The organism is Clostridium sp. DFI.1.208 (assembly GCF_024463855.1).
GTDB lineage: Bacteria > Bacillota_I > Bacilli_A > Erysipelotrichales > Erysipelotrichaceae > Clostridium_AQ.
This window is the reverse complement of the sequence record NZ_JANGCA010000001.1, coordinates 184,131-201,846: the sequence shown is the minus strand read 5'-3', so window position 1 is coordinate 201,846 and position 17,716 is coordinate 184,131. Positions and strand designations below refer to the sequence as shown.

General features: G+C 47.4%; 21 protein-coding genes and 1 pseudogene. All 22 read left to right on the top strand.

Features of this window, described 5'->3' with window-relative positions; translation table 11 throughout:
* The first annotated feature begins 6 nt into the window (after positions 1 to 6).
* The 22 genes and pseudogenes from NE665_RS01060 (at position 7) to NE665_RS00955 (ending at position 17,715) form a co-directional block, all read left to right on the top strand.
* Positions 7 to 255 carry a KH domain-containing protein gene (locus NE665_RS01060; RefSeq protein ID WP_002608914.1) on the top strand — a complete coding sequence of 83 codons (249 nt, stop codon included), beginning with the start codon at positions 7 to 9 and terminating at the stop codon, positions 253 to 255.
* Between the two features lie 36 nt (positions 256 to 291).
* Positions 292 to 795: a ribosome maturation factor RimM gene (rimM, locus tag NE665_RS01055; RefSeq protein ID WP_117441515.1), complete on the top strand. Its 504-nt coding sequence runs from the start codon at positions 292 to 294 to the stop codon at positions 793 to 795.
* Positions 792 to 1,529: a tRNA (guanosine(37)-N1)-methyltransferase TrmD gene (gene trmD / locus NE665_RS01050; RefSeq protein ID WP_117441516.1), complete on the top strand. Its 738-nt coding sequence runs from the start codon at positions 792 to 794 to the stop codon at positions 1,527 to 1,529. The genes rimM and trmD overlap by 4 nt, the downstream gene beginning before the upstream one ends.
* Positions 1,530 to 1,859: 330 nt before the next feature.
* On the top strand, positions 1,860 to 2,027 hold the full coding sequence (locus tag NE665_RS01045; protein WP_178760141.1) for a hypothetical protein: 168 nt from the start codon (positions 1,860 to 1,862) through the stop codon (positions 2,025 to 2,027).
* A 53-nt stretch (positions 2,028 to 2,080) separates the two neighbouring features.
* Positions 2,081 to 2,668: a hypothetical protein gene (locus tag NE665_RS01040; protein ID WP_117441517.1), complete on the top strand. Its 588-nt coding sequence runs from the start codon at positions 2,081 to 2,083 to the stop codon at positions 2,666 to 2,668.
* A gap of 275 nt (positions 2,669 to 2,943) precedes the next feature.
* On the top strand, positions 2,944 to 3,285 hold the full coding sequence (gene rplS, locus NE665_RS01035) for a 50S ribosomal protein L19 (protein WP_347285915.1): 342 nt from the start codon (positions 2,944 to 2,946) through the stop codon (positions 3,283 to 3,285).
* A gap of 56 nt (positions 3,286 to 3,341) precedes the next feature.
* Complete coding sequence (lepB, locus tag NE665_RS01030; protein WP_117441518.1) at positions 3,342 to 3,944, top strand: signal peptidase I; 603 nt, start codon at positions 3,342 to 3,344, stop codon at positions 3,942 to 3,944.
* A 3-nt stretch (positions 3,945 to 3,947) separates the two neighbouring features.
* Complete coding sequence (gene lepB / locus NE665_RS01025) at positions 3,948 to 4,541, top strand: signal peptidase I (protein ID WP_117441519.1); 594 nt, start codon at positions 3,948 to 3,950, stop codon at positions 4,539 to 4,541.
* Positions 4,531 to 5,397: a ribosome biogenesis GTPase YlqF gene (ylqF, locus tag NE665_RS01020; protein ID WP_117441520.1), complete on the top strand. Its 867-nt coding sequence runs from the start codon at positions 4,531 to 4,533 to the stop codon at positions 5,395 to 5,397. The genes lepB (NE665_RS01025) and ylqF overlap by 11 nt, the downstream gene beginning before the upstream one ends.
* The gene (locus NE665_RS01015; RefSeq protein ID WP_117441521.1) at positions 5,381 to 6,004 is read left to right on the top strand and encodes a ribonuclease HII; all 624 of its coding nucleotides are present in this window, start codon (positions 5,381 to 5,383) and stop codon (positions 6,002 to 6,004) included. The genes ylqF and NE665_RS01015 overlap by 17 nt, the downstream gene beginning before the upstream one ends.
* Before the next feature lie 130 nt (positions 6,005 to 6,134).
* Positions 6,135 to 6,512 carry a hypothetical protein gene (locus NE665_RS01010; RefSeq protein WP_117441522.1) on the top strand — a complete coding sequence of 126 codons (378 nt, stop codon included), beginning with the start codon at positions 6,135 to 6,137 and terminating at the stop codon, positions 6,510 to 6,512.
* A 7-nt stretch (positions 6,513 to 6,519) separates the two neighbouring features.
* Entirely contained in the window at positions 6,520 to 6,951 is a 432-nt protein-coding gene (locus tag NE665_RS01005) for an NfeD family protein (protein ID WP_117441523.1), read from the top strand.
* A 19-nt stretch (positions 6,952 to 6,970) separates the two neighbouring features.
* Positions 6,971 to 7,918 carry an SPFH domain-containing protein gene (locus tag NE665_RS01000; protein ID WP_256302439.1) on the top strand — a complete coding sequence of 316 codons (948 nt, stop codon included), beginning with the start codon at positions 6,971 to 6,973 and terminating at the stop codon, positions 7,916 to 7,918.
* Between the two features lie 113 nt (positions 7,919 to 8,031).
* Positions 8,032 to 8,763, top strand: coding sequence for a DNA-processing protein DprA (gene dprA, locus NE665_RS00995; protein ID WP_117441525.1), 732 nt, complete (start codon positions 8,032 to 8,034; stop codon positions 8,761 to 8,763).
* A gap of 70 nt (positions 8,764 to 8,833) precedes the next feature.
* The gene (gene topA / locus NE665_RS00990; RefSeq protein WP_117441526.1) at positions 8,834 to 11,080 is read left to right on the top strand and encodes a type I DNA topoisomerase; all 2,247 of its coding nucleotides are present in this window, start codon (positions 8,834 to 8,836) and stop codon (positions 11,078 to 11,080) included.
* The gene (gene trmFO / locus NE665_RS00985; RefSeq protein WP_117441527.1) at positions 11,077 to 12,375 is read left to right on the top strand and encodes a methylenetetrahydrofolate--tRNA-(uracil(54)-C(5))-methyltransferase (FADH(2)-oxidizing) TrmFO; all 1,299 of its coding nucleotides are present in this window, start codon (positions 11,077 to 11,079) and stop codon (positions 12,373 to 12,375) included. Before topA ends, trmFO begins: the two co-directional genes overlap by 4 nt.
* Positions 12,375 to 13,283 (top strand): tyrosine recombinase XerC, encoded by a 909-nt coding sequence (locus tag NE665_RS00980; RefSeq protein WP_117441528.1) that lies wholly within the window; start codon positions 12,375 to 12,377, stop codon positions 13,281 to 13,283. The genes trmFO and NE665_RS00980 overlap by 1 nt, the downstream gene beginning before the upstream one ends.
* A 171-nt stretch (positions 13,284 to 13,454) precedes the next feature.
* Positions 13,455 to 14,135 (top strand): annotated as a pseudogene (gene rpsB / locus NE665_RS00975) (30S ribosomal protein S2); the annotation flags it as partial.
* A gap of 306 nt (positions 14,136 to 14,441) precedes the next feature.
* Positions 14,442 to 15,329, top strand: a complete 888-nt coding sequence (tsf, locus tag NE665_RS00970; protein WP_117441531.1) for a translation elongation factor Ts — start codon at positions 14,442 to 14,444, stop codon at positions 15,327 to 15,329.
* A gap of 249 nt (positions 15,330 to 15,578) precedes the next feature.
* The gene (gene pyrH, locus NE665_RS00965) at positions 15,579 to 16,292 is read left to right on the top strand and encodes a UMP kinase (protein ID WP_008817320.1); all 714 of its coding nucleotides are present in this window, start codon (positions 15,579 to 15,581) and stop codon (positions 16,290 to 16,292) included.
* 4 nt (positions 16,293 to 16,296) lie between these two features.
* Entirely contained in the window at positions 16,297 to 16,839 is a 543-nt protein-coding gene (gene frr / locus NE665_RS00960) for a ribosome recycling factor (RefSeq protein WP_002608934.1), read from the top strand.
* 171 nt (positions 16,840 to 17,010) lie between these two features.
* A complete protein-coding gene (locus NE665_RS00955) occupies positions 17,011 to 17,715 on the top strand; it encodes an isoprenyl transferase (RefSeq protein ID WP_117441532.1) in 705 nt (234 codons plus the stop codon).
* The last annotated feature ends 1 nt before the right edge of the window (position 17,716 follow it).

Below are 17,716 nucleotides of genomic sequence, written 5' to 3'. Positions count from 1 at the left end.
AAGAGTATGATCGATTACGAAAAAGTATTGTTGGATCTTGTAACACCGATGGTTGAGGATAAGACCAATGTATCTGTCAAAATGATGCCGACACTGGAGGATAATGAAATTCTGTTGTATGTATATGCCAACAGTGATGATGTTGCCCGCCTGATCGGACGTCGCGGCATGATGGCTTCTTCTATTCGTCAGATGATGTCTGTGGCATCAAGAAAAGAAGATAAGAGAGTCACCATCAAGTTTGAATCATATTAGGATGCCTTTCGCATCCTTTTTTTGGAGGTAGAACATATGAAAGAAATCAATATCGGTATGCTTGTTAATACACATGGTCTTCGCGGTGAAATGAAGGTCAAGGTGCTTACGGATTTTCCAGAGCTGAGATTTCATAAGGGAGCAGTTGTGCATTTGCAGCTGGCGCAAGGACAGTTGGATCTGAAGGTGCAGCATGTACGTGAAAGCAAGGGACAACTGCTTGTCAAATTTGAAGGCTATGATGATATCAATCAGGTGGAAGGCTGGAAGGGCAGCATGCTGACCATACGGGAAGAGGAGCTGCAGGAGCTGAATGAATACGAAGCTTATTTTCATGAACTGCAGGATGCCGTGGTCTATGATTTGGAGGGTGTACAGCTGGGGACAGTTAGCGAAATCATAGAAACCGGAGCCAATGCAATCCTGCGTGTCAAAACGAAGGATAAGGATATTCTGATTCCTTTTGTCAGAGCCTTTGTCAAGGAGTTTGATCGGAAAAACAAGGTGATGAAGGTGGAACTGATGGAGGGTCTTGTATGAAGATAACCGTGCTGACACTGTTTCCTGAGTTTTTTGACAGCTTTCGTTCCACATCCATAATCAAGCGCGCACTCGAACAGCAGCTTGTGGAATTTGAAACGGTGGATTTTCGGGCGTTTACATTAGATCGCCACAACCATGTGGACGATACGCCGTGTGGTGGCGGGCAGGGGATGGTGCTGTCCTGCCAGCCGATTGTGGATTGCCTGCAATCGGTACGCACGGAGGAATCCTTCGTCATTATGATGACACCGCAGGGGAACCGCTTTGATCAAAGGCTGGCGCACCGTTTTGCCTCTGAAATAAAGCATTTAATCATTCTTTGCGGACACTATGAGGGCTTTGACGAGCGCATTCGTTCCTTTGTGGATATGGAGGTATCTCTTGGAGATTTCGTACTGACCGGAGGAGAAGGTGCTGCCCTGGTGATTTCCGATGCGGTCATACGACTGCTGGATCACGTTATCAAAGAGGAAAGTCACAGTGATGATTCTTTTGAAAACGGGCTGCTGGAGTATCCGCAATATACCCGTCCGATCGAATATGAGGGGATGCGGGTACCGGATGTTTTACTGAGTGGACATCATGCCAATATCCGTAAATGGAGGTTGAAGGAATCGTTGAAGAAGACAATGGAGAAACGTCCGGATTTATTACAGGGTCGTGTGTTTACGAAAGAAGAATTGAAGCTTTTGGATGAAATAAAAACTGAGAAGGAACAAGGTGAAGGATAAAAAGAAATCCTTTGCCTTTTTATGGAGTATATTGGTTCGCTGCACAAATAAAATGTTTGCTAATTGTCTGCTTTATCAGGGGATGAGGTACATATAGGGGACAATGAATCTGAGATATGGTATCTCACATAGAATAACAGAAAAATGAGAAATGGATATGCGTGCCTTGCCTTGCTACGGATTTGAAAGTGGAGAAAGAAAGCACAGACTGGACATGTATTCCCCATATGTCGATACATATTCTCGTTTACTTATGCTAAAGCATGATTCATTCATGACCTGATGATTATGTAGAATAGGAAGCTTTTTGTTGATGAGGCTATTTGTATAATGACAGAGGTAAGCAAGTGGTTTGAAGAAAAAGAGGCTCTGTGTATGGATCAGCTATGGGGGAATACCATCGCCTTGTTGGAGGGGAGAGAATGCGCTGCTATCCATGGTGCAAAGGATCGGCGGTGTGCAACAGATACTTCCTATATACTCTTTTTTGGGATATGACAATACGCTGTCCTAGAAGGCATGCTATACTTTGGAAAAAGGAGAGGTTCAAAATGAACATGAAGAGCTATCTGGAGCAGGTTTCCCATACGGCGCTGGCTATGAATGACATAGAGATATTGCCTGAACACATACGCGTGGTAATGGTGAATGAATGCGCACCATTCCGGGATGAAGATGATTTTTATGGGGATACAGAAGGTGAATATGCTGTGTCTTTGCGCTCGTTTTTTTCGGATTCGGAACCTGCTTATCTGCTTGCACGGGGGATTTACGTAACCAATGCCTGCAAACTGCCAAAGCCAAAGGAGGGCTTTACCAAGCAGCAGCTGCAGGAAAGCTCTGTCATTCTGGAGAAAGAGCTGAAGCTATTTGAAAATCTGCGTGTAATCATGTTGATGGGGGATGTTGCGATACGTATGCATACCATGATTGCCAGACGCAATCATACGGCACACATTCCTGCCGGCTCCACCTACAAGCTGCGCAACAGCATCTGGATGGACGGGGATATCCGCTTGTTTCCTTCCTATATTATGACCGGAAAAAATCTGCAGATCGAGCGCAGTAAGCGGACGATGATTGGGGACGATATTTCGCAAATGCTCGCCTATTTGGAAATGCTGGAGAGTGTCGGCTGAAAAAGGAGGAGAGCAGTTCGGATTTTCTTTGTAAAATTCGGCATTCTCCTTTTTTTTAGTTGGTGAAAATGGTATGATAATAGCAGAAAGGACCCGACCTTTCTGAAAACGACTTCTTCTTTACCACTGTAAAAAAATGGATCAAAAAGTATTTACAAATATCCCAGATCTGTGATATCATATATAAGCCTTTATGGCACGCGGTTCCGCTGAACAGTATGATTCAAGAGCCTCTACGTTATGATGAATAGAAAAGGAGCGCCATTATTATGAACATGCAGTTAGTAAATGAAGTAACAAAATCACAATTGAAGAAAGATGTCCCATTCTTTAAATCAGGTAGTACCGTTCGTGTACACGTTAAGATCAAAGAGGGTGACAAATCCCGTATCCAGGTATTTGAAGGATTGGTTATCGCAAAACAGGGTGGAGGAATCAACGAAGTATTCACTGTTCGTAAAATCTCTAACCAGATCGGTGTAGAAAGAACATTCCCGATTCACTCTCCAATTGTTGAAAAAATCGAAGTTGTACGTAACGGTAAGGTTAGAAGAAACAAATTATTCTACTTACGCGGACGTTCTGGTAAGGCTTCTCGTATTAAAGAAGTTCGTTAAGCTGGAAAAAAGTCGGGTCTTGCTCGACTTTTTATTTTTAGGCTGGAGGGTGTACGATGCAGAAGCAGGAGAAGGACAGACACAGACTGGAAGAACATGAATCACTGTCAGGCGTGATTTTTTCCAACCTGTTTTCATTGCTGAAAATATTCCTCGTCTGTTTTGTGCTCGTGTATCTGACAGCCAATTATCTTGTGCGGCCGCTGCGTGTGCAGGGCGGCAGTATGTATCCAACGCTGAAAACAGGAGAATTTGGCTTCGGCAACGCGTTCTCCGGTCATTTTCAGGAAATCAAGCGCGGAGATATCGTAATTGTTTACGATAAGAAAAAAGCGCATACCTATTTGGTGAAACGTGTGATCGGTCTGCCCGGTGAACGGATTCGGGCCAGCGGGGATACGGTATACATCAACGATTCAGCAATTCAGGAGCCCTATCTTGATAATGACTATGCGGATAGTATCCGATTGACGGAAAATTATAAATTCACAGAGGATTTTGACGAGGTGCAGCTGGGAGAGGATGAATACTTTCTGCTGGGGGATAATCGCTATGCAAGCAAGGACTCCCGGGAGCTGGGTCCCTTTCGGCGCGCAGATATCAAGGCAGTGGATTTTTTCATTGTACTGCCGTTTAATAAAATGAGAGTGGCGGAATAATATATGAACAAAAACAAAAGAACCAGAAGCAATCTGGACATTGTATATACTATCCTTGACTTCGCCCGGCTGATTCTGATAACCGTGGTTGCGGCAATGATCATTCTGGTCTTCGTGGCACGTAAAGAGGAAGTGCGTGGTACCTCCATGTATCCAACGCTGCAGGAGGGGGAATCGGTAATCATCAATATGGCGGCAAATTATGTTGGGGAAATCAAACGCTTTGATGTTGTTGTCGCAAGAGAATATCGAAGCGATGATCTGTGGGTCAAGCGTGTGATTGGTCTGCCTGGGGAAACCATCAGCTACCGTGAGGGCGTATTGTATGTCAATGGAAAGGCAACAAAGGAACCGTTTCTGGATAGAAGCTATGTGGAACAGGTGAAAAAACGTACGAATAAGCTTTATTTTACACAGGATTATACATCAAAAAAGCTGGGTAAGGATGAATATCTGCTGGTTGGAGATAACCGCAATGAATCTCTGGATTCAAGAAATGATGCTGTGGGGCCGTTTCGGCGGGAACAGATCATCGCCAGAGGCGTATTCGTTTACCAGCCGTTTTCGAAAGCGAGGTATGTAGGCAATGGCGGATGATAAAATACGCATTCAATGGTTTCCGGGTCATATGACCAAGGCGAAGCGGGAAATGCAGGAAAAACTGAACATGGTGGACATGGTGATCGAGCTGCGGGATGCCCGCATTCCAAGCGCCAGTAAGAATCCCATGATTGAAGAGCTGTGTCAGAACAAGCCGCGGCTGATCGTGCTGTCCAAAAAGGACAAGGCGGATGCAGCGGCAACCAGACTCTGGTGCAGTGCGTTGGAGAATGATACCACACGCGTTGTGGCACTGGATATTCTGAAGGAGAATATCATACCCAAAATCGTGGAAGAAAGCCGTCTGCTCATGCAGGCAAAAATCGAACGCATGAAGCGAAGAGGCATCCGTCCCCGTGCCATCCGTGCAATGGTAGTCGGCGTACCGAATGTTGGTAAATCCACATTTATCAACCGGATATCGAAAAAAAAGGTGGCTGTCACCGGAGATCGTCCGGGTGTGACAAGGGCGTTGCAATGGTCTAAGGTGAACCAGAATCTGGAGCTGCTCGATACTCCGGGGGTACTGTGGCCGAAATTCGAGGATGAAACTGTCGGCGTTTTGCTGGCTATCACAGGAGCCATCCGCGATGAAATCCTGCCGCTGGAGGAGATCGCCGCCTGGGCGATGCGCTATCTGATTGCGAACCATAAGGAGGCGCTGCAGCAGCGCTATGACATAGCAGTGTGTGAGGATCCTTATGTCATGCTGGAGCGGATTGCACAAAAGCGTGGTTTCATGCGTAAGGGGGAAATGGACGAAAAGCGTACCATTGAAACCTTTCTGCGTGAGCTGCGGGATGATAAGCTGGGAAGAATTACATGGGAGATGCCGCATGCAGACAGCGAATGAGTATGAGCAGGCATGGTGGCAGCAGGGAAAACGCTGCATCGTAGGTATTGATGAGGCAGGCAGAGGTCCTATAGCCGGACCTCTTGTCGTAGCGGCCGTTGCTTTTCCGCCGGGGTATACCCATCCGGAAATCTATGATTCTAAAAAGCTGAGTGATAAGAAGCGAAGGGCTCTTTTTCATGAGGTGGTGCAGCAGGCGCTGGAATATCATATACGAATCATTGAGCCGAAGATCATCGATGAGCTGAATATCTACCGTGCGACACAGCAGGCGATGCAGGATCTAAGCGACATGTTTGCACAGGCGGATGGTATACTGACGGATGCCATGCCGCTTCCTCATAACGAACGGGATGTGATTTCCCTTGTCAAGGGAGATCAGAAAAGTGTCAGTATAGCAGCCGCAAGTATTTTGGCCAAGGTTACACGGGATTGTATGATGGAGGCCTATGACCGGCAGTATCCGCAATACGGCTTTGCACGGCATAAGGGCTATCCGACAAAGGCTCATATAGAGGCACTGCACAGATATGGTGTGGTGAAGGGTCTGTATCGCGAAAGCTATGGTCCGGTAGCTGCCATGCGACAGCTGGTACTGGATATTTGAGCAGTGTAAGAGCTGCTTTTTTTAAAACTGTAAAGAATAATAAGAAAAATAAGAAGTATACAAAAATGTATTGCAAAATAAGAAAAATCGTACTATACTATGGATAAGGAAAAGGAAAGGCGGTGGCAGGATGTTTACATGGGTGAAAGGCAATGTATATACGCTTGTATTGACGCTGTATCCGAATAACATTACCTTGAACAGCAGCGCTGCCTCTTATTTTGAGGATGTGCGATGGGCCATGATCGGACTGGATAAGGATTGCCTGAAATTAGGAATACGTCCCGTTACAAAACGGGAAATTGATCTGCATCTGGTATCTATGGATCAGCTGCATAAGGTGTCTGTTGGAAAAGGGTATGCAAGAATCAGCAACAAAATGATCATCGAGGAGATTTCCGGTATGATCAATCAGCCGATCAACGGGCTGAAAATCAACGCAGCCTATGATGAAAAGGAGAATATGCTGATAGCAGATCTCCATGAACTGGCTGCAGATAAGGGGTGAATGGACTATGGTACTGATCTGGATTGCCATTTGTGTAGGGGCGGTTCTGGTTGAACTGGCTACACCTACAGCATTGATTTCCATATGGTTTGCCGTGGGAGGCGTGATTGGAGCATTGACAGCTTTGATCAATCTTCCGCTGTGGGTGCAAATTGTATGCTTTGTTGTTGTTTCACTTGTCAGTATGCTGATCGTACGCCCGATCGCCTCACGTTATCTGCGTGGAAATACGGTGCCCACCAATGCCGATCGCTTTATCGGTGAGATTGCACAGGTTACCAGGCTTGTCACAAAGGACGAATGGGGCGAGGTCAAGGTGAACGGGACAATGTGGCATGCTGTCCCGGTGGAGGAGGATTCCATCGAGGAAGGTGCAAAGGTCAAGGTTGTCGCTATTGAAGGTGCTAAGTTACTTGTGAAAAGAGTAACCGAAAGATAGAAAAAGAAAGAAGGTAATGATGATGAGTGTATTTCAGATTATACTGCTTGTTGTAGTTGTACTGATTCTGGTTGGGCTGTTTGCCTACCTCATCCGTATCGTGCCGCAGGCAAAGGCATATGTTATTGAACGACTGGGTGCCTATCATACAACGTGGAACACAGGAATTCATATTCTGGTTCCTTTTGTGGATCGTGTTGCGAATAAGGTGACATTGAAGGAGGTTGTAAAGGACTTTGCTCCGCAGCCGGTTATCACCAAGGATAATGTTACCATGCAGATTGACACGGTTGTATATTTTCAGATTACCGATCCAAAGCTGTATACGTATGGTGTTGTAGGGCCGATCACAGCGATTGAGAATTTAACGGCGACCACCCTGCGTAATATCATTGGTGATCTGGAGCTGGATGAAACGCTGACCTCCCGTGATATTATCAATACAAAGATGCGTGCGATTCTGGATGAAGCGACGGATCCATGGGGTATCAAGGTTAATCGTGTAGAGGTTAAAAACATCATTCCGCCGCGCGATATTCAGGAAGCGATGGAAAAGCAGATGCGTGCAGAGCGTGAACGCCGTGAATCCATTCTTCGTGCAGAGGGTGAAAAACGAAGCAATATCCTGACTGCCGAGGGTGAAAAGGAGGCTATGGTGCTGCGTGCTAATGCAAAGAAGGAAGCAATGATTGCGGAAGCAGAAGGACAGGCCCGTGCAATGGAACGTATTTATGAGGCACAGGCCCGTGGTATTGAGATGATTAAGGATGCCAACCCGACGAAGGAATATCTGAGTCTGAAGAGTCTGGAAACCTATGAGAAAATGGCGGACGGCAAGGCTACCAAGATTGTGGTGCCAAGCGAAATGCAGAATATGGCTTCCTTCCTGACAAGCGCCAGAGAAATTCTGGTGGATGATGCGGCGAAGGATGCACTGGATGAAGTCATAAAGCCAAAAAAAGGCTAAATGAAACACGCAGAGTACCTTAGCACAGATGTTATTCATGAAAAACAGGAAATTTTCCTGTTTTTTTTAGGAGTTTTCGATGTTCATTTCGTATATACATATGAGGTGATATTATGAGAGAACAATTATTGTGCTATGCACTACGCTATGAAGGCGACTGGAAAAAGATGAAGCTGGCGCTGGAAAGGCAGGAGTCCTGGACGCGAAGGGCGTATGAGGGAGACTTTGTGACGATTGCTGATCAAGCCTATCCCGACAAGCTGCGAAGGCTTGCCTGTCCGCCATGGGTATTGTTTTATGAAGGTGATATAACACTGCTTGAGAGGTCTGGCTGCGGCATTGTCGGCAGTCGTCAGGCGAGTGCTGCGGGGCTTAGAAACTGTGCACGCATCACCGATTGTATGAAGGAGCGCTTCGTCATTGTGTCCGGTCTTGCCAGAGGAATTGATGGACAGGCGCATCGCAGTGCGCTGGATCAGCATACGATTGCAGTGATTGGCTGCGGTCTGGATGTCATATATCCAAGAGAGCATGCGTCTCTGTATGCAGTTATGCGTAAAAAGCAGCTGATCATCAGTGAATATCCAAACGGGACAAAGCCCTATGCGTACCACTTTCCCTGGAGAAATCGAATTATTGCCGCATTGAGTGAGGCAATCATCGTTGTGGAGGCCCGCAGGCGAAGCGGCTCACTGCTGACGGTGAATGAGGCGCTGGAGCTGGATATTCCTGTTTACTGTGTGCCTCACGCTTATCTGGATGAGGCCGGAACCGGCTGCAATCTGTTGATCTCACAGGGGGCAAATATCCTTGTGGATGAGGATGATCTACGGCTTATTTTTTAAAAAATGTTTGACAAAACAGGAAATTGTGCGAATAATAGGAGACGTATATTTAATTGCTAGGAGGCATAACATGAAAAATCTGGTTATTGTGGAATCCCCTTCCAAATCCAAAACCATAGAAAAATACCTGGGTGGCGACTATCATGTTGTTTCATCCAAAGGACATATACGTGATCTTGCGACAAGCGGCAAGGGCGGTCTGGGAATCGATGTTGAGAATGATTTCGAGCCGACCTACAAGGTCAGCAGTGACAAACGAGCAGTCGTTAAGGAGCTGAAGGACCTCGCGAAAAAAAGCGATCATGTATATCTGGCAAGTGACCCCGACCGTGAGGGTGAGGCGATTGCCTGGCATCTGGCAAATGTGCTGGAGCTGAACATGGAGGAAGAAAACCGAATCATCTTCAACGAAATCACAAAGCATGCAGTGGTGGAGGCGTTTGAGCATCCGCGAACGATTGATCAGGACCTTGTGAAATCTCAGGAGGCACGCCGTATGCTGGATCGAATCATCGGCTTTAAGCTGTCCAAGCTGCTGCAGAGTAAAATAAAAAGCAAATCCGCAGGCCGTGTACAATCTGTGGCACTACGTCTGATCGTCGAGCGAGAGAATGAAATCCGTGCGTTTAAGAGTGAGGAATACTGGACACTGGCTGCTAATATTGAAAAGGATGGAAAGACGTTTCGTGCATCCTTGAACAAGATTGACGGCAAGAAGGCTGACCTGAAGACGCAGGAAGAGGTAAATGCCGTGATCGAGCGCTGCTGTCATGATTTTATCGTCAGCAGCATTGAAAAGAAGGTTCGCAGGAAAGAAGCGAGAATGCCGTTTATCACCTCCACCCTGCAGCAGGAGGCAAGCACCAAGCTGGGCTTTGGAGCGAAGAAAACCATGCAGATTGCACAGAAGCTGTATGAGGGGCTTCCACTTGCGGGAGGAGTCAGCGAGGGTCTGATTTCCTATATGCGTACCGATTCCACACGACTGAGTGATCAATTTGTCAAGGATGCGGAAAGCTATATAGAAGAAACCTATGGGAAGGACTATAAGGGACGTGCCCGTCAGAAAAACAGTGAAAATGCACAGGATGCGCATGAGGCTATCCGTCCGACGAGTATTTTGAATACACCGGCAAGCGTCAAGGAATATCTGACAAATGATCAATATAAGCTGTATAAGCTGATCTATGCCAGAACGCTGGCATCCCTGATGGCGCCAAGCAAGAGCAATGTCGTCAATGTACAAATTGTATCCGATGGCTGTGAATTCAGTGCAAACGGCTCCATTCTGACCTTTGACGGTTATCTGAAAATCTACAGCGACTATGAAACCGTGAAGGATGAAATGCTGCCGGTCATGGAAGAACAGGAAATCCTGAAGGATGTTGAGCTGGAAGGAAAACAGCACTTTACAGAACCGCCGCTTCGCTACAGTGAAGCCCGCCTGATTAAGGATCTGGAGGAAAAGGGAATCGGACGTCCGTCCACCTATGCAATCATCATTGATACACTGCAGGCGCGTGGCTATGTCTCTTTGGAGCGCCCGAGTGAGGGAAGCAAGACGAAGGTTTTCATCCCGAGTGAACAGGGGGAGCTGACCGATACCAAGCTGCAGGAATTCTTCAGTGGAATTATCAACGTATCCTATACGGCGAATATGGAGCATCACCTGGATGAGATTGCGGCAGGGGAGCGAAACAATATCGAGGAGGTTCGCACCTTCTACAACGAATTCGAGCCGCTGCTGCAGAATGCATATGAGAATATGGAAAAGAAGGAGCTGGAGCGCACCGGAGAAAAATGTCCGGACTGCGGAAACGATCTGGTGTATCGCATCGGGCGTTTCGGTAAATTCATCTCCTGTATCAACTTTCCGGAATGCCGCTACACCAAGGGAGAGGATGAGGATGAGAATGCCGTAGAAGAGGTCTGCCCGAAATGCGGAAGCAAGATGGTGACGAAAAAAGGCCGCTATGGCTCCTTTCTGGCCTGCAGCAATTACCCGGATTGTAAATACATCAAGAGCAACAAGACGAAGGAAGAACCGGAGCCTACCGGAGAAATGTGTCCGGACTGCGGTCATGAACTGGTAAGAAGAAAATCCCGTTTCGGCACGACCTTTGTCGGCTGCAGCAATTATCCAAAATGCCGCTACATCAAAAAGGAGCCGAAGAAGGAAAAGCGTGATGCTCAGGATGGGGCAGCACCGAAAAAGAAAGCGGCTGCCAAGAAAACGACCAAAAAGGTCGTGAAAAAGGCAGTGAAGAAAGCCGTTAAGAAAGCTGCAAGCACAGAAGAGGAAGGCAGCGAATCATGATGGAAAAGGTAACCGTTGTCGGAGCCGGTCTGGCAGGCTGTGAGGCGGCGTGGCAGCTGGTAAAGCGTAATATTCCGGTACGGCTTGTGGAAATGCGGCCGAAAACATCCTCACCGGCACATCACAGTGAGAACTTTGCGGAGCTTGTGTGCTCCAATTCCCTCCGTTCGGATTCCCTGAACAATGCAGTTGGGATTTTGAAAGAGGAAATGCGGCATCTGGATTCCATCATCATGGAGAGTGCGGATGCCACACGAGTTCCGGCCGGCAGTGCGCTGGCGGTGGATCGTCAGGCGTTTTCGCGGCGTATTACAGAACAGCTGAAACAGCATCCGCTGATTGAGGTTGTTCAGGAAGAGGTAACACAGATCCCCGATGGTCCCTGCATCATTGCCAGCGGGCCGCTGACAAGCGATGCCTTAAGCAAAGCCATACAGGAATATACCCATGCAGAGTATTTCCATTTCTATGATGCAGCAGCTCCGATCATAGAAAAGGACAGCATTGACTTTTCCAAGGCGTATATCAAATCCCGTTATGACAAGGGAAAGGCTGCCTATATCAACTGCGCGATGAATAAGGAGGAGTTTGATGCCTTTTATGAGGAGCTGATTCATGCGGAAACCGCACAGCTGCACGAGTTTGAGGATGAAACCTACTTTGAAGGCTGTATGCCGTTTGAGGAAATGGCACGCCGTGGCCGGCAGACACTGCTGTTTGGTCCGATGAAGCCGGTTGGCCTGGAGCGTCCGGATGGGACAACACCCTATGCCGTTGTACAGCTGCGTCAGGATAATGCCGTGGCAAGCCTGTATAACATCGTCGGCTTTCAGACGCATTTGAAATGGGGAGAGCAAAAGCGCCTGCTGTCCATGATACCCGGCTTACAAAATGTTTCCATTGTGCGCTATGGTGTCATGCACCGCAATTCCTATCTGTGTGCACCGAAGGTTCTGCGCCCCACCTATCAGCATGTCCAGCGGGATGATCTGTTCTTCGCCGGTCAGCTGTGCGGCGTAGAGGGCTATGTCGAAAGTGCGGCAAGCGGACTTCTGGCTGGGATGAATATGGCCAACCTCATGCGTGAGAAGGCGGTTGTAGAGCTGCCGGATACCTGTGTGATCGGGTCTATGGCACATTACATCACTCATGCCAGCGAGCGCTATTTTCAGCCGATGAATGCCAACTTCGGAATTATGCGACTATTGGAAAAGGTGAAGAAGAAGGAGCGCAAGGAGGCGTTTGCCAAGCAGGCGCTATCCGTAATCGATACATACAAAAAGGAGTTTGACTGATGGAGGAGCTGCTTGCGCGGTTTCTGCAATACATGGATTCCCTCAACAGCGGCAGTGTGCATACACGCTCCGCTTATCAAAGAGATATACGCGAGTTTATCTCTTTTTTGCAGGCGGAGGGAATTGCGGAGCTGCAGGATGCGGATCGCATCATCGTGATGAATTACATCGCCGCCTTACGTGAGAAGCCCGGTGTCAACGGAGAAATGAAGAATTCCACGATTGCCCGCAAGCTCTCCTCTCTTCGTTCCTTTTACCGCTATCTGAATGAATATGTGGGAATCGCACAAAATCCGTTTCTCTATTTCAAGACACCGAAACGCGCCAAACGGATACCGGAATTTCTGTTTTATGATGAAATGGATACCTTTTTGAGCAGCTTTGATCTGGAAACTCCGGATGGATTGCGGGATCGTGCGATGTTTGAGCTGATGTATGCCTGTGGACTGCGTGTGAGTGAGGCGGCAGCCCTTCGGCTGTGCGACGTCGATTTGCACGATCGCATTATAACCGTTCTCGGTAAGGGAAGTAAGCAGCGCATTGTCCCTTTCTATGCGCTGGCAGGAGAACTGCTAAAGCGCTATCTACAGGAGGTGCGTCCGCAATGGATGAAGGAAGAGCACGCTGTCGTCTTCATCAATCAGCGGGGAAATGGACTGACCACACGGGGCATCCAGTACCGCATGCAGCTGGCCGCGGACGCCTGCGCGTTATCGGTACATGTGCACCCGCATATGTTCCGCCATTCCTTTGCGACTCATCTGCTGGATAACGGTGCCGATTTGCGTGTGGTGCAGGAGCTGCTGGGACATGCATCGCTTTCGACAACGCAGGTATATGTGCATGTGACGCAGGATCGCTTAAAGAGGGCATACACGCAGGCACATCCGCGGGCACAAGAAAAGTAAAAAAACTATTGAAAAGAACAATGAATGTGATATAATAAACAACGGTGCGAATACGCACACTACACACATCATGGATTCGGCAGCCCGTGCTTTGAGACGCAGTGTATGCGCCGGTGACAAGTTGCTGCCGCGTGGAAGTGATGGAGGCGTAACGGAAAGTGAGGATATATCATGTCAGTAGTAACAATGAGAAAATTATTGGAATCTGGTGTACATTTCGGTCATCAGACACGCAGATGGAACCCAAAAATGAAACCAAACATCTATGCAAGCAGAAACGGTGTTTACATCATCAATCTGGAGAAAACTCTGGAACAGCTGGACACTGCATATGCGGCAATGAAAGATATCGCTGAAAAAGGCGGAAAGGTACTGTTCGTAGGTACGAAGAAACAGGCACAGGCTGTGGTTGTTGAGGAAGCACTTCGTTCCGGAAGCTTCTTTGTAAATCAGAGATGGCTGGGTGGTCTGTTAACAAACTACCGTACGATTCAGAAACGTGTAAAACGTCTTGTTGAAATCGAAGAGATGGAAGCAAACGGAACACTGGACCTGTACCCTAAGAAAGAAATCGCACAGGTTAAGAAGCAGAAGGCTCGTCTGGAAAACTTCCTGGGCGGAATCAAGGAAATGAAGAAGCTGCCAAACGCAATCTTCGTTATTGATCCAAAGGAAGAACACAATGCAGTTGCAGAGGCTAAAAAGCTGGGAATCCCTGTATTTGCTATGGTAGATACAAACTGTGACCCGGAAACAGTCGATTACCCAATCGCTTCCAACGATGATGCAATCCGTTCCGTAAAACTGATTACAACACTGATGGCTGACGCTATTGTTGAGGCTAAGGGTGGTCTGTTAAGCGTTGCTCACAACATCGATGAGAACGAAAACGATGTAACGATGAAGGATGTTATCATCAACGTGGAAGAGCAGATTGCAGAGAACGAAAGACGTCGTCGTCAGAGAAATGAAGAACGTCGTAACCGTCGTCCTTATGACCGTAACCGCGGACGTAACGCAAAGGCTCCTTACCAGAGACGTGAAAATGTCAGACCGGCAGCTGACAGCAGACCGGCAAACAACGATGCTGCAAAAAGCACTGAAGCAAAGCCTGCTGAATAAGCAGATAAACATAAGTATATAAATGGAGGAAAGATCATGATCACTGCTGCATTAGTAAAAGAATTACGTGAAAAAACAGGCGCAGGAATGATGGACTGCAAAAAGGCTCTGACGGAGTGTGATGGCGACATCGCAAAGTCTATCGACTGGCTGCGTGAAAAAGGTATCGCAAAGGCTGCAAAGAAAAATGACCGTATCGCTGCAGAAGGCTTGACACGTGTCGGTGTGGAAGGCAACACCGGAGTTATCTTTGAGGTAAACTCCGAAACAGACTTTGTTGCAAAGAACGAGCAGTTCCTGGAGCTGCTGGAAACTATCAAAAACGCGCTGATTGCCAACAAGCCTGCGGATCTGGATGCTGCACTGGCTTGCACGGTGAACGGTGAAACCATTGCAGATCTGGTAACGACTGCAACAGCTACCATCGGAGAAAAAATCTCTCTGCGTCGTATGGCTGTAGTTGAAAAGGCAGACGATGAAGTTTTCGCTTCCTATATGCACATGGGCGGAAAGATTTCTGCACTGGCTGTATTAAAGGGTGCGGATGAAAAAGTCGCTAAGGATATGGCAATGCAGATTGCAAGTATGAACCCACAGTACGTAACACGTGATGACATGCCGGTTGAGGTTGTTGAACACGAGCGTAAGGTACAGACTGAAATCGTTAAAAACGATGAGAAGCTGGCTAGCAAACCGGAAAAGGTTCTTGCCGGTATCATCGAAGGAAAGGTTTCCAAGAATCTGAAGGATGCTTGTCTGGTAGAGCAGGAGTTTTTCCTGAATCCTGACCAGAAGGTTGGACAGTACCTGAAGGAGCATGCTTCCACTGTCGCAAGCTTTATTCGTTACGCTGTAGGTGAAGGTATCGAGAAACGTGAGGATAACTTTGCTGAGGAAGTAATGAGCCAGGCATTTGGTAAATAGGACACTCTTTGTGTCCTTTTTTTAAGGCACCGTACCCTGTGTGAGCACAGGGGAGAAGAGCAAGCGGGAATGCAGGGGAAGCAGTAGTCTTTTGATTCCTCCTGCTGCTTGGTTCAGCATCCGGTGCGCAGGAAGAGGAAAATGGAAAAAACAACAGAATCCTCTTCCTTTTTGATAGCTTTTTCTTTATAATAAGAACGAAAGGATTTCATAATCCATACATAAAAAATGATAAAGGTGGACGTAATTATGTACAAACGAGTATTGCTGAAATTAAGCGGAGAAGCATTGTCCTCTCCAGGGAATTCCTTTGATCCCAAAATTCTTGCTTCACTGGCAAAGGAACTGAAACAGGTGCATGAGCTTGGTGTCGATCTGGCTATCGTTGTCGGCGGAGGAAACTTCATTCGCGGCAAGATGGCGGAGACGATGGGAATCGAGCGAGTGCAGGCGGACTATATGGGAATGCTGGCAACCGTAATCAATGCGCTGGCAGTACAGAGTGCGCTGGAACAGGAAGGTGTTCCTACCCGTGTACAGACAGCGATTGAAATGCAGAAGGTGGCTGAACCGTTCATCGTGCGTCGTGCAAACCGTCATCTGGAAAAAAGCCGTGTTGTAATCTTCGGTGCCGGAACAGGAAATCCTTATTTCTCAACGGATACCACAGCAGCTCTTCGTGCGAGCGAAATCGGAGCCGATGTGATTCTGATGGCGAAAAATGGTGTGGACGGCGTTTACAATGCGGATCCGAAAACCAATCCGGATGCTGTAAAATATGACACACTCACGTATATGGACCTGATTCAGGAAGGACTGGCTGTTATGGATACGACAGCTACCAGCATGTGCATGGACAATGACATTGATCTGGTCGTGTTCAATATGAATGAGCACGGAAATATCCTGAAGGCTGTACAGGGGGATATTACGGGAACCGTTATCACAAAGGAAAGGAAGTAATACTATGGAAATCTTAAATCATGCTGAAGAAAAAATGAAGAAGGCTGTAGCTGTCCTGGAGGAGGATCTGAAAACGATTCGTACCGGCATTGCACATGCATCCCTGCTTGATCATGTGCAGTTTGAATACTATGGAAGTCCGACACCGATCAATCAGGTGGCATCCGTTAAGGTTGTCGAGGGACGTCAGCTTGTCATCAAGCCGTATGACCGCGGGACGCTGAAGGATATCGAACGTGCGATTCAGACAAGTGATACCGGTCTGGTTCCGCAAAGTGACGGGGAAGTCATTCGTCTGAATGTTCCTGCGTTAACAGAGGAGCGCCGCAAGGAGTTGGCAAAATCCGCTCATAAAATGGGAGAGGAAGCAAAAATCGCCATCCGTAATATTCGCCGTGATGCAAACGATGCTGTGAAAAAGGATAAGGAGCTGACGGAGGATTTGAAGAAGGATGCGCAGGAGAAAATCCAGAAGCTGACGGATAAAATCGGAAAGTCCATCGATTCTGCTGTGGATACTAAAGCAAAGGAAATCATGAAGGTATAAAAGCATACAAGAGATGTCTGGCAAGCAGCATCTCTTTTCTTGTGCTATATGTAAAAAAAGGGAATCAAATTCAGCTGTATAGCTGTAAAAGTATGGTAGTTCATGGAAAGTATGGTATAATAATTCTGTTCTGATGAACATGCGATAATGATTGTAGGAGGATGAATCCTTATGGATACAAGAGTCATACCGCAGCACATTGCCATCATCATGGATGGAAATGGACGCTGGGCTAAGAAACGAGGGCTGCCGAGAACTGCCGGTCATAAGCAGGGAGCGGAAAATATAAGAAAAATTGCCATAGCATGCAATACGCTGGGCGTTAAGGCGCTGACCTGCTATGCGTTTTCCACGGAGAACTGGAAACGCCCGCAGGATGAGGTGGAGTATCTGTGCAAGCTGCCGAAGCTTTTTTTTAACCGCTATCTGGCAGAGCTGAAAAAAAATAATATCAAGGTAACCTTTCTTGGAGAAATCGAACGCTTTCCGGAAGAGACACGCCGTGTGATTACCACAGCTGTAGAGCAGACGCAGGAGAATACGGGGCTGATCCTCTGTCTGGCTGTCAATTACGGTTCCCGCCGTGAAATTACACTGGCTGCACAAGCATATGCGCAGGATGTACTACAGGGGAAGGCGAGCCTGGATATCGACGAGGATGCCTTTGGCAGCTATATGATGACAGCGGATATGCCGGAACTGGATTTGATGATACGCACAAGCGGAGAGCTGCGCATCAGCAATTTTCTGCTTTGGCAGCTGGCATATGCGGAGCTTATTTTCACACCGGTGGCCTGGCCGGATTTCTCACAGGAGGAACTGAATAAGGCTATTGATGAATTTAATCACAGAAACCGCAGATTTGGAGGTCTGTAAT